The 14,956-nt window shown below is 56.8% G+C and carries 16 protein-coding genes; 9 read left to right on the plus strand and 7 right to left on the minus strand.

What is annotated here, in order from left to right; genetic code table 11:
• Positions 1 to 39: 39 nt before the first annotated feature.
• Positions 40 to 501, minus strand: coding sequence for a hypothetical protein (locus tag AC2TCY_RS15285; RefSeq protein ID WP_480848619.1), 462 nt, complete (start codon positions 499 to 501; stop codon positions 40 to 42).
• A 355-nt stretch (positions 502 to 856) separates the two neighbouring features.
• Between AC2TCY_RS15285 and AC2TCY_RS15290 the strand changes: the two genes are divergently transcribed.
• Positions 857 to 1,435, plus strand: coding sequence for a thymidine kinase (locus tag AC2TCY_RS15290; RefSeq protein ID WP_480848621.1), 579 nt, complete (start codon positions 857 to 859; stop codon positions 1,433 to 1,435).
• Here the strand turns inward: AC2TCY_RS15290 and AC2TCY_RS15295 are convergent.
• The 5 genes from AC2TCY_RS15295 to AC2TCY_RS15315 all read right to left on the minus strand — a co-directional run bounded on the left by AC2TCY_RS15295 (position 1,432) and on the right by AC2TCY_RS15315 (position 4,640).
• Positions 1,432 to 2,382: a 2-hydroxyacid dehydrogenase gene (locus AC2TCY_RS15295; protein ID WP_480848622.1), complete on the minus strand. Its 951-nt coding sequence runs from the start codon at positions 2,380 to 2,382 to the stop codon at positions 1,432 to 1,434. The genes AC2TCY_RS15290 and AC2TCY_RS15295 overlap by 4 nt on opposite strands.
• Positions 2,382 to 2,720 (minus strand): tRNA-binding protein, encoded by a 339-nt coding sequence (locus AC2TCY_RS15300; protein WP_480848624.1) that lies wholly within the window; start codon positions 2,718 to 2,720, stop codon positions 2,382 to 2,384. The genes AC2TCY_RS15295 and AC2TCY_RS15300 overlap by 1 nt, the downstream gene beginning before the upstream one ends.
• Positions 2,713 to 3,528 carry a pyrroline-5-carboxylate reductase gene (gene proC / locus AC2TCY_RS15305; protein ID WP_480848626.1) on the minus strand — a complete coding sequence of 272 codons (816 nt, stop codon included), beginning with the start codon at positions 3,526 to 3,528 and terminating at the stop codon, positions 2,713 to 2,715. Before proC ends, AC2TCY_RS15300 begins: the two co-directional genes overlap by 8 nt.
• 39 nt (positions 3,529 to 3,567) lie before the next feature.
• On the minus strand, positions 3,568 to 4,068 hold the full coding sequence (locus AC2TCY_RS15310; protein ID WP_480848628.1) for a type III secretion system chaperone family protein: 501 nt from the start codon (positions 4,066 to 4,068) through the stop codon (positions 3,568 to 3,570).
• Positions 4,069 to 4,391: 323 nt separating this feature from the next.
• Complete coding sequence (locus tag AC2TCY_RS15315) at positions 4,392 to 4,640, minus strand: accessory factor UbiK family protein (protein WP_480848629.1); 249 nt, start codon at positions 4,638 to 4,640, stop codon at positions 4,392 to 4,394.
• A gap of 97 nt (positions 4,641 to 4,737) precedes the next feature.
• Between AC2TCY_RS15315 and lgt the strand changes: the two genes are divergently transcribed.
• The 4 genes from lgt to AC2TCY_RS15335 all read left to right on the plus strand — a co-directional run bounded on the left by lgt (position 4,738) and on the right by AC2TCY_RS15335 (position 8,960).
• Positions 4,738 to 5,625 (plus strand): prolipoprotein diacylglyceryl transferase, encoded by an 888-nt coding sequence (gene lgt, locus AC2TCY_RS15320; protein WP_480848631.1) that lies wholly within the window; start codon positions 4,738 to 4,740, stop codon positions 5,623 to 5,625.
• On the plus strand, positions 5,622 to 6,689 hold the full coding sequence (locus AC2TCY_RS15325) for a class I SAM-dependent methyltransferase (protein ID WP_480848632.1): 1,068 nt from the start codon (positions 5,622 to 5,624) through the stop codon (positions 6,687 to 6,689). The genes lgt and AC2TCY_RS15325 overlap by 4 nt, the downstream gene beginning before the upstream one ends.
• Positions 6,686 to 7,444 carry a peptidoglycan editing factor PgeF gene (gene pgeF / locus AC2TCY_RS15330; protein WP_480848633.1) on the plus strand — a complete coding sequence of 253 codons (759 nt, stop codon included), beginning with the start codon at positions 6,686 to 6,688 and terminating at the stop codon, positions 7,442 to 7,444. The genes AC2TCY_RS15325 and pgeF overlap by 4 nt, the downstream gene beginning before the upstream one ends.
• Before the next feature lie 733 nt (positions 7,445 to 8,177).
• Positions 8,178 to 8,960 carry a Hint domain-containing protein gene (locus tag AC2TCY_RS15335; protein WP_480848635.1) on the plus strand — a complete coding sequence of 261 codons (783 nt, stop codon included), beginning with the start codon at positions 8,178 to 8,180 and terminating at the stop codon, positions 8,958 to 8,960.
• Between the two features lie 119 nt (positions 8,961 to 9,079).
• On the opposite strand, the gene AC2TCY_RS15340 is transcribed toward AC2TCY_RS15335, so the two are convergent.
• Positions 9,080 to 9,580 carry an Lrp/AsnC family transcriptional regulator gene (locus AC2TCY_RS15340; protein WP_480848637.1) on the minus strand — a complete coding sequence of 167 codons (501 nt, stop codon included), beginning with the start codon at positions 9,578 to 9,580 and terminating at the stop codon, positions 9,080 to 9,082.
• 226 nt (positions 9,581 to 9,806) lie between these two features.
• Between AC2TCY_RS15340 and trxB the strand changes: the two genes are divergently transcribed.
• The 4 genes from trxB (at position 9,807) to AC2TCY_RS15360 (ending at position 14,887) form a co-directional block, all read left to right on the plus strand.
• On the plus strand, positions 9,807 to 10,748 hold the full coding sequence (gene trxB, locus AC2TCY_RS15345) for a thioredoxin-disulfide reductase (RefSeq protein WP_480848639.1): 942 nt from the start codon (positions 9,807 to 9,809) through the stop codon (positions 10,746 to 10,748).
• Between the two features lie 4 nt (positions 10,749 to 10,752).
• Positions 10,753 to 11,223 (plus strand): RES family NAD+ phosphorylase, encoded by a 471-nt coding sequence (locus tag AC2TCY_RS15350; RefSeq protein WP_480848641.1) that lies wholly within the window; start codon positions 10,753 to 10,755, stop codon positions 11,221 to 11,223.
• Positions 11,224 to 11,281: 58 nt separating this feature from the next.
• On the plus strand, positions 11,282 to 12,976 hold the full coding sequence (locus AC2TCY_RS15355) for an adenylate/guanylate cyclase domain-containing protein (RefSeq protein WP_480848723.1): 1,695 nt from the start codon (positions 11,282 to 11,284) through the stop codon (positions 12,974 to 12,976).
• Positions 12,977 to 13,168: 192 nt separating this feature from the next.
• On the plus strand, positions 13,169 to 14,887 hold the full coding sequence (locus AC2TCY_RS15360; RefSeq protein ID WP_480848642.1) for a bifunctional sulfate adenylyltransferase/adenylylsulfate kinase: 1,719 nt from the start codon (positions 13,169 to 13,171) through the stop codon (positions 14,885 to 14,887).
• Positions 14,888 to 14,956 lie beyond the last annotated feature (69 nt).

Genomic DNA, 14,956 nt, shown 5'->3' on the forward strand with positions numbered 1-14,956 from the left:
AGGCCGCATCAAGCCGAGTGACAAGCTGCAGTTTCAGGCTCAGCTTACGCTTTCTTCTTCCAGGTGCAGCTTCATTTCGATCAGCACGTGTTGAAGGAGGCTGGTCTCTTTCAGCAGGCGTTTGGCTTCGTTCACGGTGATAATTCCGTCTTCGATCGCGGCCTGATATTCGGTCATCAGCATTGCAAACCGTTGGCTCAGCGCGATGACGTCCGAATTGACACCCCCGGTGCGAGGACTTTCTGCATTCCGCCCGTCATAGGACAGTGTGATATTCCGAAGATCAGCCAGCGCCGACGTCACGTGCGGGAAAGAGGATGCGTTCTCCAGCCGCGCGACCGCGTCCACTGGCATGAAACGATCGGTATGCTCAGCGTTGTCGGAATAGTATCGACCCAAAGTAGCCTTGGATTTCCCCGTGATCTCGCACGCGGCTTCGATTCCGACGTCTTTCACCAATGCTTCGGTATGCTTCTTCAGATAGGCCCCGATATCCGCCATTTTCTTACCTTTGTTACCTGCGCACCCGCCCGCCGCTTGTCCATACGGGGGAATGGGTGGGGAAATTTCCCATATTCGATACATAATTGAAATGCCATAAATTGACTATCCCTCAGATATGCAGGGATTTTGTGAGTGAGTGGCGGCCGTTCGAGCCGGTAAAGAGTGGTAACAGGGCACGATTCTGGCCCTGCCGTTAATGGCCTCATGTTGGCCGAGTGCGCCGCTGTTGTGAATTCGGGATATCCATCCCCAAGAGCATCTGCTCAATCCCGAAGACCGCAACGGCGGCGGCGCTTTTTGTCAACCGCACAGTTGACTTGCCCCTAGCGCTGGCGCGAATTAGACCCGCGATATGGCCAAATTATACTTCAACTACTCCACAATGAATGCGGGCAAGTCGACCGTACTATTGCAAGCGTCGCACAACTACCGCGAGCGTGGCATGGATACCTATCTGATGACTGCGGCTGTTGATGGGCGCGCAGGAGCGGGGCGTATCGCATCACGCATCGGCATCTCGGAAGAGGCGGATACATTCCGCCCTGAGGACAACGTGTATTCCATGATTGAAACACGGCTGAAGCGCGGTCCAGCGGCCTGCGTGTTCATTGATGAAGCTCAGTTCCTATCCGAGGATCAGGTCTGGCAGCTTGCCCAAGCGGTGGATGATCTGAACATTCCCGTACTTGCCTACGGTTTGCGGGTAGATTTTCAAGGCAAGCTGTTTCCCGGATCGGCGGCTTTGCTGGCTTTGGCAGATGAGATGCGGGAAGTCAGGACCATCTGTAAATGCGGCCGAAAGGCGACGATGGTGATTCGTCAGGATGAAAACGGTCGCGCCGTCACTGAAGGTGCTCAGGTTCAGATCGGCGGAAACGAGACCTACGTCTCGCTCTGCCGAAAGCACTGGCGTGAGGCCGTTGGAACTTAGACCAGGTTAGGTAGCTCGCGTCCGGCCACGAAGGCGGCGACATTATCCAAAGCCATATTGCCCATATCAGTGCGTACTTCCTCGGTGGCAGTGCCAAGGTGCGGCAGCAGTGTCACGTTTTCCATATCGCGCAAAGCCTGCGGGACAGCAGGCTCAAACTCATAAACGTCTAGTCCGGCACCTGCGATCTGGTGAGCTTTCAGTGCAGCGATCAGAGCGGATTCATCGACAACTTCCCCACGCGCGATGTTGATCAACAGAGCCGTCGGCTTCATCGCTGCCAACACCTGGGTGTTTATCAGGTGGCGGGTCTCTGCGCCGCCAGGAACCGCAAGCACAAGGAAGTCGACCGCGGAGGCCAGAACCTCAAGGTCCTGTGTGTAGGTCGCTGGAAAATCGAGCTGTTTCGTGCTGCGCGCAGTGTAAGAAACCTGCATCCCGAATCCGAAATGGCAGCGCCGGGCGATAGCCTGACCGATACGCCCCATTCCAACGATGCCAACATGCTTGCCTGTAACGTGGTGACCCAGCATTTGTGTCGGGTGCCACCCCTGCCAGCGCCCTGCGCGCACCATCCGCTCACCCTCGCCCGCTCTGCGCGCGGTTGTTAGCAGCAGGGTCATCGCAATATCTGCCGTTGCATCGGTGACCGCACCGGGCGTGTTTGTGACCTCAATGCCCGCGGATCGAGCGGCGGCGACATCTATATGATTGTAGCCCACGCCGAAATTTGCCAGCAAACTGCATCGGGGCTTTGGCGCTTCCGCAAAGACCTGCGCCGAGAACTGATCGCCCAGAGTTGGCACCACGATGTCAAATTCGGTCAGGGCTCGCTGCATTTCCTCACGCGTCAATGGCAGGGTGTCGCTGCGTATCTCGACATCGAAATCAGCGCGGGCACGGGCCTCGACAACCGAGGGCATCGGGCGGGTGATCAACACCTTCATCAGTGCATCCTTCCACCGATTGGGACTTCGCCATCCGGTCCGATCAGAACGATCTCACCGTTGTCATCGGGCAGACCCAGCACCAAGACCTCGGACATAAACTTGCCGATCTGGCGCGGGGGGAAGTTGACCACCGCCATCACCTGTTTTCCTACCAGAGTCGAAGGATCGTAATGCGCGGTGATCTGGGCCGAGGTTTTGCGTTCACCAATTTCATCGCCAAAGTCGATCCACATTTTGATCGAGGGATTTCGTGCCTCAGGATACGGCTCGGCGCGGATTACTTCGCCCACGCGGATATCAACTTTGAGGAATTCATCAAAAGTTATCTCACTCACGCGACAACTCCTTGGATCGGGTCGTTGCTGCTCTGACAGCCCGGTGCAGCAAATCTGGGAACCCGGTCTCTTCGTGCATCAACACTTCCAATGCGGCTTGGGTAGTTCCGTTGGGCGACGTGACATTGACGCGCAGCTCGGATGGGTCCTCTTCTGCGGCCATAGCCAGCGCCCCTGCCCCTGCAACAGTAGACTTCGCGAGCTTCATCGCGAGGTCATGCGGCAAACCGTGCGCCTCGCCTGCCTTGGCCAGCGTTTCGATCAAGTGAAACACATAAGCCGGGCCAGATCCGCTGAGCCCGGTTACCGCATCCATCTGCCCTTCGTCTGAAAGACGTACCGTATCTCCAATGGCGGACAGGAGGTTTTCCGCCAGAGTCAGGTCGTCGTCAGACGCGTTGCCGTTCCCGATCAAAGCGGTGATTCCCTGGCGAATTGCTGCTGGCGTATTGGGCATCGCCCGAATGATCGGTGTGCCCTCGCCCAATGCATTTTCAAAGGTCGCTAGCGAAGTACCTGCAGCGATGGACACAAACAGACTGCCACCGCCACCAAGTGCCTGAATGGCAGGCAGAGCCTTACCCATCATCTGCGGTTTGACCGCGACGAGAACGACGGCCGGCGACTCTGGCAACGGAGTGTTGATGTTGACGCCTTGCGCCTTCAGCCAGTCAGACGGGAAAGGGTCGATCACCCAGACGGAAGCGGCGGGCAGGCCATGATCCAGCCAACCCGCCAGCATTGCGGACCCCATCTTACCGCAACCCAGAAGCACAAGCCCCTGCTCGGCGACACGTGTCATGTCCATGATTGCCCCTCCCCTAACTTTCAGGTTCAGGGCAAAGCTTTACGCGCGGCCGTAGGCCTCTGCAATGGCGACTTGCATCGCTTGCTCGGGGGTACGGTTCCCCCACGTTACCAACTGGATAGCTGGATAATAACGTTCGGCGCTCAGAACGGCAGCGTTGATCATCGTATCAATCTGCTCGGGGCTGGCCATCTGGCCACCCGCAAGCACGAGACCGTACCGATAAACCATCAGCTTCTGGTTGGCCCAATAAGTGAACGCACCGGCCCAGCACTGATCGTTCATCTTGTTGAGCAATTCATAAAGCTCTGGGTCACGATCGGCTGGAGGCTCCATTTCGAACGAGCAAACCATCCGCAGCGTTTCGTCATAGTTGGACCACGCCAGTGTGATCGAATAAGTACGCCACTGGCCTTCAACGGCCATGGCAATCTGATCATCCCCGATGCGGTCAAAATCCCAGTCGTGGTGTTCGGCCAGGTGCTCAACAATGTCGATTGGATGAAGGTCTTCTTCGAGAAACTGCTCGGAAAGGGCCATAATGCCACCTCACTCATCTCTAGCATTTCGGGGGCTGGCAGCGCCCCAGCGCTAGTTGACTGCTCTACAAGCCGGGCTTCCCCCATTGGCCTGTACTAAATATGGTGCGATGTGGCAGAGACTCTGGCAACCCCATTTCTTGGGGATAACGGCAATAAGTTGTGGATAGCCGGCAACGGCAATCAAAATATTGGCACGAGATGCAGCTTTGTCTTGATTAAATTCTGCGATGCGTCAACATACACCGCACCGCACAACCCAAAGCTGGATTGCGCGGTATTTGGGTTTGCCCGGAAATCTGATTTCAGCGAAACGCTCTGGCGTTATTTGCCCAGCTTGGCCTCGAGCGCGGCAATGCGTTCTTCGAGGGCTGCGTTTTCTTCACGTGCTTTCTGAGCCATTGCGCGGACGGCATCGAATTCTTCGCGGGTGACAAAATCGCGGTCGGCCAGCCAACGGTCCATCATCGACTTCATCGCGTTCTCTGCCTCTTCCCTCGCACCCTGGGCCACGCCCATTGCGTTGGTCATCAGTTGAGAAACGTCGTCAAGAATCTTGTTGCGGGTTTGCATGGCTTTACTCCGATATCGCGGTTGGTCTCTATATGGGTAAAGAATGGCTCGGGCTCAAGGTTGACTTGCCCCGCAATCCCCGGGCAATGAGACGCACATGCAGGCTGTTCTGAAATTCCCCGATCTGTCGCCCGAACTATTCTCGATCTCACTGTTCGGGATGGAGTTCGCTCTGAGATGGTACGCGCTGGCCTATATTGCGGGTATCCTGATTGCGTGGCGCATGGCCATGATGGCGTTGCGACGCCCTGTCCTTTGGCGGGACGATTCTCCGCCGATGAAGCCCGAACAACTTGAGGATCTGGTCACTTGGATCATTATCGGCGTGATTCTGGGCGGTCGACTGGGCTTTGTGCTGTTCTATCAGCCCGCTTATTACCTGTCGCACCCTTTGGAAATCGTAAAAGTCTGGCAGGGCGGCATGGCTTTTCACGGCGGCCTGCTCGGAGTGGTGATTGCTTCTTACTTATATGCGCGGCGCCACAATGTACCCATTCTATCCCTCGGTGATTTGGTGGCGTATACGGTGCCGCCGGGCCTGTTGTTGGGACGGCTGGCGAATTTCGTGAATGCCGAGCTGTGGGGCCGACCGACTGAGTTGCCTTGGGCGTTTGTCTTTCCCGGCATGGCGGCACAGGACTGCCCTGGCGTTGTTGCGGGACTTTGCGCAAGGCATCCGTCGCAACTGTACGAAGCCGCGTTGGAGGGCTTGCTGCTGGGGGCATTGTTGATTTGGTTGGCCTACTGGCGCGGAGCATTGCGCAGGCCAGGCCTGATCATGGGAATCTTTTTGGCGGGCTACGGAGCATCGCGCTTTGTTGTCGAGTTCTTTCGCCAGCCGGATGCCCAATTTGTGTCTCCGGGCAATCCACTTGGGCTGGCATGGCACATAGGTGGATATGGCCTGACCATGGGACAGTTGCTTTCACTTCCGATGATTGCCCTCGGCCTCTGGTTTGTCCTGCGAGCGCGGCGCGCGACATGACCCTGAAGGATCACCTGATCACACGCATCCGGCTGGATGGCCCCATGACCGTTGCAGACTACATGTCTGAATGTCTGCTGAATCCGGAATTTGGGTACTATATGACGCGCGATCCATTGGGTGCGCGCGGTGATTTTGTTACCGCCCCCGAAGTCAGTCAGATGTTCGGCGAACTGATCGGGCTGTGTCTGGCGCAGTCCTGGATCAATCAAGGCCAGCCAGAACGGATCGTTCTGGCGGAACTTGGACCGGGGCGCGGTACGCTGATGGCCGATATCCTGCGCGCCACCCGGACTGTGCCGGGATTTCACGATGCGGCACAGATCGTCCTGTTCGAAGCTTCACCAACCCTGCGTGAAATTCAGACAAAAACACTGGAGGGGCACTCTCCTCGGTGGATCGACACCCTGACCGAGTTACCTGACCTGCCCTTGTTTCTGGTCGCAAACGAGTTTTTCGACGCCCTTCCGATCCGACAGTTCCTACGCGAAGGAGATGGGTGGCGTGAAAGACTTATCGGCACCGACGGCGAAAAACTAGCGTTTGGTCTCGGGCCGCAATCCGCTCAGATCGCGCTGACGGATCGGTTGGAAGACACCAAGGATGGAGATCTTGTTGAAATCTGCGCTGCGGCAATCCCGGTTCTCACCGTAATCGCCAGTCATATTGCGTCTGCAGGTGGAACAGCTCTGATCATTGACTATGGCGACTGGCGCTCGTTGGGCGACACATTTCAGGCACTGCGCGCCCATGAACACACCGATCCGCTGGAGGCACCAGGTCATGCGGACCTTACGGCTCATGTGGACTTTCAACCACTGGCCATTACTGCCCGTGCCGTCGGGTGTAAGCATACGCGGCTTACGCCGCAGGGTGTGTTTCTTGAACGGCTAGGTATCACGGCTCGGGCTCAGGCGCTGGCCGCTCAACAAAGCGGATCGGCGCTCGACGCCCTGATTGCAGCACATCGACGGTTGACGCATCCCGATGAAATGGGAAACCTGTTCAAGGTGCTGGGTCTCTTCCCTGCAACCGCAGCGACGCCACCGGGACTTGAGCGATGACACTGGAAATTCTGACCTCGGATTTGTTGTCTCCCATTCGCCACGGGTTCTTCACTCGACGCGGAGGCGCTTCCTCAGGGATTTTTGCAGGTCTAAACTGTGGGTATGGGTCTTCGGACCTGACTGAGGCCGTTGCCTTGAACCGCCGGCGCGTGGCGCATGCCATGGAGGTGACGCCCGAGGCTCTGATCGGAGTGCATCAGGTACATTCGCCGACTGTTCTGACGGTTGAGGCTCCAATCAACGGCGACAAACCCAAGGCAGATGCTGTCGTCACAGCCACTCCAGGGCTGGCCCTAACCATTCTGACCGCTGATTGCCAGCCGGTCCTCTTCGCCGATGGTGACGCAAATGTGATCGGAGCTGCTCATGCCGGATGGCGCGGCGCGCTAGACGGCGTGCTGGAAGCCACGCTGGATGCCATGGAGGCGCTGGGGGCAAAGCGGGAAAACACTGTTGCAGTGATCGGGCCAACAATTTCGCAGCGCGCCTATGAGGTCGGTCAGGAATTCCTGGAGGATTTCCTGTCGGAATCATCCGAGAATGCCCGTTTTTTTGCGAATGGTCAGGGGGATCGGTTGCAATTCGACCTGCCTGCGTTTGGCCTGCACCGACTGCGCGAAGCTGGCGTTGGTCAGGCCGAGTGGACCCGGCATTGTACGTATTCAGACCCGGACAGATTTTTCTCTTATCGCCGCACAACCCACGCTCAGGAAGTCGATTACGGTCGTCTGATTTCCGCTATCAAGCTGTAATTTTAGACCGAAATATGGCGGCTTTGCCCAGATTATGCCACAATCTTTGTGTTTATTTTGATCAGAATCGTTTCAAGTTTTTACTAGTCCTCAGGCAGTTATCCGGTACTTCACCTTGGCCTGCCTGATCTGGTTAACAAAGGAGTACCTATAACCTTCATTTTGTCCTGAATTCATCCCGGATCAGCCTTATCTGCGCCTCAAATCGGCGGCACGTTAGGTTCATAACCGGAAATCGGGGCTCAAGCCCCTAACAGAGCAGGATCTAAAATGAAGTCGAAATCGCGCTTTCTCAGCGCCGTTGTTGCGGCCATCAGGGAACAGGAACCTGAAATGCCCTGGAAGCAGGTTTCCAGCCATTCCGTCAGAGTCGCGCGCCGATTGGCCGCACGTCGCTGATGCATCAATCCCGCGGGGCCAAGCTGCCGGCCCCTGACGGACAAACTACACACCGGACATTTGCTCCGAGCTGGTGCGTGGTGCTGCGGAAGAGTTCTGCGGCGGTTTTTAATTCGGGGCGTGTGTACGTGGGTAATTTTCGCCCGCGGGTTACGAGTTTGTCTGGGGGGTCAGAGTATTGACCAAAACATTGCGATTTTCTTTCGCGGCTCGGCGCCTTTGTGGCGACCGTCCTGCGTCTGCCCCTCAAATTAGACAAAGAACAAGACCGTTTGGCAGGCATGCACGGGGGTTCAACCTGCCGAAACGGAGATTTAGAGGGGACGGAATATAGATGACTATTCCAAATTCGCTGGCGCGCGCGGCCAGAAACGCGGTCGAGACATCGGCCCTGTTACGGGACGCGCCAAGACCCGCAACACAACAAAAGGCGCAGCTGCGGCGCTATGAAGTCTGTACACTGTTGAAAAACGGCGATGTTTCGCAAACACGACATGTCGCGCCAGCCCTACCGATGTTCGAAGATGCGTTCTGCGCGTTTACGCGTGGCTCGCTTGTCGAAACCGAACTGGGACCAACGGCGATCGAGGATTTGATGCCGGGCGACACTGTACTGACCCAGGACGGTTCCTCGCAGACTGTCCTTTGGAAAGGCTCGGTCACACTGATTCCAGGGCGAGAAGATTCGCGCGGTCGCACGCGTCCCCTTACGCGGATCATGGCCGACACATTCGGGATGCAAAAACCGATGTCAGGTGTGATCACCGGTCCTGCTGCGCGACTGCTGGGCACGCCAGCACATTTGCGCCACCTCAATGGTGGCCAGCCCGTGCTGACACCCGTGTACGAGTTCCAGGATGGCATGAGCGTTATCGAAACACTTCCACCCACACCGGTAGAATTGTTTCACATCTGTCTGTCGCGCCATTCCGTGATCAGAGTCGATGGTTTGCAATTCGAAACCTATCATCCCGGCATCAACGCCGCTCGGATGATCAGTCAGTCCTTGCGTTCTATTTACCTGAACCTATTCTCTCATATAGAATCGCTAAACGATTTCGGCCCGTTGTTTTTGCCGCGCGCCGGAGATGGCGAGGTTGACGCGATTACCGCGTGAGTACTTTGACGATTGCTGCAAGTGTGGGGGCATCATGCAGATAATTTTATGGTGGGGGGTATCCTTGACGGTTGCCGCTTTTCTTCAACCTTGTTGCGCAAGCAATGCTGCGACGGGCCTCAGGCCATACGGTTCATCCGGTCTTCCAGCACGTCAAATGGTACGCCTGGCTCGTCTTTTGCGCCTCGGATAACCAGAGATGTCTTAACGCTGGCCACGTTTGGCGTGGTCAGTAGTTCGCCAGTCAGAAACTGCTGAAAACTGCTAAGATCCGGTGCGACACATTTCAGGATAAAATCCACTTCACCGTTCAGCATGTGGCATTCGCGGACCAGCGGCCAATCACGGCACCGGTCTTCAAATGCGCTCAGCTCGGATTCGGCCTGGCTTTCCAGACCCACCATGGCAAATACCTGCACTTCGAACCCCAGTTCGCGGGTGTTCACTTCGGCGTGGTAGCCACGAATATAGCCCGACTCTTCCAGCGTGCGTACCCGTCTTAGGCAGGGCGGAGCTGAAATTCCCACTCGTTTGGCTAGTTCCACATTGGTCATGCGACCGTCCGCCTGCAATTCTGCCAGAATTTTGCGGTCGATTTCATCCAGCCGAGTCGTGACCATAAAATGCTCCTGATTTTTCGGTTGTTATAACAGCAGGCCGGAAATGCGCAATAATATTTCGCAGATACGCAATATCGTTTATTCTCAAAGGATTTCAGTCAGAATTACCATGCCAAGAACGCATATCCGACCAGCAAAAGGAAGGGGCTTTAAGCCTCGCCCACTGGACGCTATATCGAACCGCGCAGGACAGAAAGTCCGCCGAGGCAGATTGAGTGGGGGTACAATGGCTGAAACACGACACACCAAAGTTCTGATCATCGGATCGGGACCCGCAGGATATACCGCAGGCGTTTATGCAAGCCGAGCAATGCTGGAGCCTATTCTGGTGCAGGGAATCGAACCCGGCGGCCAACTGACCACTACGACCGAGGTCGAGAACTGGCCCGGCGACACCGAGGTTCAGGGCCCTGATCTGATGGTTCGAATGCAAGATCACGTCAAGGCCATGGGCTGCGAGGTTATCGGGGACATCATCAGCGATCTGGATCTGAACAAGCGCCCCTTCACAGCCAAAGGCGACAATGGCACCAATTACACTGCCGATGCGGTCATTTTGGCGACCGGAGCTCGGGCCAAATGGCTGGGTCTGCCCTCTGAAGAGAAGTTCAAAGGCTTCGGTGTCTCAGCTTGCGCGACATGCGACGGTTTCTTCTATCGCGGGCAGGAAATCGTAGTCATCGGGGGCGGAAACACCGCAGTCGAAGAGGCTCTTTTCCTGACAAACTTCGCCAGCAAGGTTACCCTGATCCACCGCCGCGACGAGTTGCGCGCGGAAAAGATTTTGCAGGATCGCCTACTGAAGAACGAAAAGATCGAGCCGCTCTGGTTCCATGAATTGGACGAAGTAATCGGGACCGACGCGCCGTTGGGCGTCGAAGGTGTCCGCGTCAAGAACGTAAAGACCGGTGAGATTACTGAAATCCCCTGCAAAGGCGTTTTTGTCGCCATCGGGCACGCGCCGGCCAACGAACTGGTCAAGGACTCATTGGACACCCATATGGGCGGATACGTCGTGACCAAGCCCGGAACAACTGAAACCTCCGTTCCTGGCGTTTTCGCGGCAGGCGACCTGACGGACCATGTTTACCGTCAGGCAGTCACCAGCGCCGGCATGGGGTGCATGGCTGCACTGGACGCTGAGCGGTTCCTGGCGGAGCAGGAGTAAGCAGTTGATAGAGTTCTCCGGCCCGGTCTGGAGAATTCTGTTTCTGTCTCAGGCGGATGCACCACTGGCCCCCGCCCGTGCGCCGGAAGGCCGGTTTCATCGTGCGGGGCAAATGGCTCTTTATACGTCACTCAGCATGAGTGGGGCCGGAGTCGCAATTCGCCGCTATGTCTCGACGGATGACCCGGCACGGATCATTCAACGGTTTAGGGTATCACGTGCACGCCTGTTGGATTTGCGCGGAACAACCCCTGCTTCCGTAGTCTGGCAGGACGTCCGGGCGACAGGCGCCGCAGCCCCGACCTGGTCGTTTTCCGACGACGCACGCAATCGAGGCGCTGACGGGATGTTGTACAGCTCGCGATCCCGACCGGATCTGAGCCACCTGGTCCTGTTCAGAAACGAACCTTCCCTCATCACTCCGGACGGCCCAGCTGCTGCTTGGCCGCCAACGGGCTCTGCTCCTTCAGCTTGACCGCTGCCCGATGTCGCTCCAGACTCGAGGCACGGCAAGGTGAACGCGGGTGACATCATTGGAAAACGCTCTTTGGCGCGGTGGGTGGGCAACCCGGCTCAGGATCAGCAGTGGTCTTGTTCTGTTCACCTTCGCATTTTTCCATTTCCTGAATATTGGCCTGGGCCTGTTTCACACCGACTATTTGCATGGCATGCAGGACGGGCGAAAGGCGGTCACGCGACACGACGTAATGAGTGTGCTCCTTTACGTAGCACTGTTCGTACATGCTGGTTTAGCCCTGGTGTCCATTGCCCAGCGCAGAACCCTGCGCATGCCATTCAGCTCTGCCTTGCAGGTTGTTCTTGGTTTGCTGATACCGCTTCAGCTTATCACGCATATCATTCACACACGCGTTGCCCACGAGTTCTACGATGTCAACGACGAGATGGGCTATATCATCGTCCTGATGTGGCCCAACTCGGCCATATGGATGCAAAGCCTCCTGCTGCTGATTGTATGGATACACGGGTGTATCGGTCTCCATATGTGGCTCCGACTAACCCGCTGGTGGCACAAGGCAGTTCCCTATCTGATCGGAATTGCGGTGTTTATACCGTCGTTTGCATTTGCCGGACTTCTGACCGAAGGCAGACGCATCTGGAGCGACTTTGCGGATGAGTTCCTGCGCGAGCAATATATCGAGCATTACAACTGGCCTTCTCCTCAGGCGTTTCAAGCAATGTTTGACATCAAGGACAATGCATTGATGGCGTTTTGGCTGTCACTGGGTGTGACAGCATTTGTCTATCTCGGGCGCAAGTTTTGGCGACGCAGGCACTCCGTGCGCGTAAAATATGCCCGCGGCCCAGAAGTCGTGGCAGAAAAAGGCATGACCTTGCTGGAAATTTCTCAAGCAAACGGTGTTCCGCACACTGCTCTTTGCGGCGGCAAAGGGCGGTGTACCACCTGTCGGGTTATCGTCGAAAACGGAGCCGACAGCCTGCCCCAGCCCAGCGATGTCGAGGCCCGTAGCCTGAACGCAGTTGGCGCAACAGGGCAAACGCGACTGGCCTGTCAGATACGCCCGACCGAACCGGTCACCGTGTTTCGTGTTTTTCGACCGGATGGCGGGCGCAGCCGGGGGCATGCCAGCCAAGGACAGGAACGACAACTGGCTGTGCTGTTTCTGGACATGCGCGGGTTTACGGCGCGTACCACGGGGCAATTGCCCTATGATATTGTGTTTCTGCTAAACCGCTTTTTCGATGCGATTGTTCCGTCCATCACCGACGAAGGTGGGGTCGTGGACAAATACATGGGCGACGGCCTGTTGGCCGTGTTCGAAAAACCCGATGCCGCCCGATCGGCCCGCGCAGGCCTAAACGCAGCAATCGCTATCAGCTATGCGTTGGACGGATTCAATCAACAGTTGGAAGCCGAAGGCAGTCCGCGCATTCGCATCGGTATGGGGCTTCATCTGGGTGATCTTGTACTCGGCGAGATCGGTGCGGCCGGACACGCCTCTCGCACAATAATCGGAGATGCCGTCAATGTCGCCAGCCGCCTGGAAAGCGAGACCAAGGCGCAGGGCGTTGAACTGCTGGTCTCCGAAAAGTTGTTGCAAGCCGCTGACATCGAAATCGACCCCAATTGCATCCGCCTGTTTCAACTTCGCGGTGTCACGAATCCTGTTCCTGCCCTACCGGTCGGCCGTGCATCGGAAATTGACCAACAAGCCGGGAACAAGAACACACATGCCACGACTGAGTGAAATGTTGCCAATTGACAGAACCAAAGTGCATTTTTGAATACTCGACTGGAAATTCCTTCCAATCAGGAAAAAAACAGCGCATATCGTCCTTTGTTTCATTGACCCCAGTGGACTTCGACCAAGAGTCGGGGCAAACGCCTCGCAAACGCCCGAGAATCACTGACAAATCAACACTGCGACAAGAGTATTCTGATGACGATGTTAAGCAATCTGGCTCCGATCCCCGAACTTTACGTTTCTTATGAATCGGCCCAAAAACTGAAGGTTGAGGCGGCAGACCTGACCAGCTGGGATCTGAGCCCGCGCCAGATCTGCGACTTGGAACTGCTGATGAATGGCGGGTTCAACCCACTGAAGGGTTTCCTGAGCGAAGCCGACTACGACAACGTGGTCGAAAACATGCGTTTGGCTGACGGTACGCTTTGGCCAATGCCGATCACCCTGGATGTTGGTGAAGAATTCGCCGACAAGATCAAGCTGGGTCAGGACATCGCACTACGCGATCAGGAAGGCGTCATTCTGGCAACCATGACCGTGACCGACCGCTGGACGCCGGACAAGTCACGTGAGGCCGAGAAGGTCTTTGGCGCGGACGACGACGCGCATCCCGCAGTGAACTACCTGCATAATGCGGCAGGCAAGGTTTACCTGGGCGGCCCGGTAGTCGGCATCCAGCAGCCTATTCACTATGACTTCCGCGCGCGCCGCGACACTCCGAACGAGCTGCGCGCCTATTTCCGCAAGCTGGGATGGCGCCGGATCGTTGCGTTCCAGACCCGAAACCCGTTGCACCGTGCGCACCAGGAACTGACCTTCCGCGCCGCGAAAGAGGCGCAGGCCAACCTGCTGATCCACCCCGTTGTCGGCTTGACCAAGCCTGGCGACGTAGATCACTTTACGCGCGTACGCTGCTATGAGGCGGTGTTGGACAAATACCCGGCCTCGACCACGTCGATGTCGCTGCTGAACCTCGCGATGCGCATGGCAGGACCGCGTGAGGCAGTCTGGCACGGTTTGATCCGCGCCAACCACGGCTGTACCCACTTCATCGTTGGCCGCGACCATGCTGGCCCGGGCAAAAACAGCCAGGGTGAAGATTTTTACGGCCCCTACGACGCGCAGGACCTGTTCCGCAAATTCCAGGACGAAATCGGCATCGAGATGGTCGACTTCAAACACATGGTCTACGTACAGGAACGTGCCCAGTATGAGCCCAATGACGAGATCAAAGACAAGGACAACGTCACTATCCTGAATATCTCGGGCACCGAACTGCGCCGCCGCCTGCGCGAAGGGTTAGAGATTCCTGAGTGGTTCTCGTTCCCCGAAGTAGTACAGGAGCTGCGCAACCGTTTCCCGCCGCGCTCGCAGCAGGGATTCACCGTGTTCTTCACCGGCTTCTCCGGTTCCGGCAAGTCGACCATCGCCAACGCGCTTATGGTCAAGCTGATGGAAACCGGCGACCGCCCAGTGACGCTGCTGGATGGTGACATTGTGCGGAAAAACCTGTCGTCAGAGCTGGGTTTCTCGAAAGAGCACCGCGACCTGAACATCCGCCGCATCGGCTACGTGGCCAGCGAGATCACAAAGAATGGCGGTATCGCCATCTGCGCTCCGATTGCGCCCTACGCCTCTACGCGCCGTGCTGTGCGGGAAGAGATCGAACAGTTCGGCGCATTTTGCGAGGTCCACGTGTCCACCAGCATCGAAGAATGCGAGCGCCGTGACCGCAAGGGCCTCTACAAGTTGGCGCGCGAGGGAAAGATCAAGGAATTCACTGGGATTTCCGACCCTTATGATGTGCCTCAGAACCCAGAACTGAGTGTAGAGACCGAGAATGTCGAGGTGGACAACTGCGCCCACCAAGTCCTGTTGAAACTGGAAAGCATGGGTTTGATCGCAGGGTCCTGATCCGGCTTCTTTCGAAAAAGCAAAGGCCTCCGGAGATCCGGAGGCCTTTTTCAATGCGTTTGATCAACA

Source organism: Ruegeria sp. HKCCD7181 (assembly GCF_057221055.1).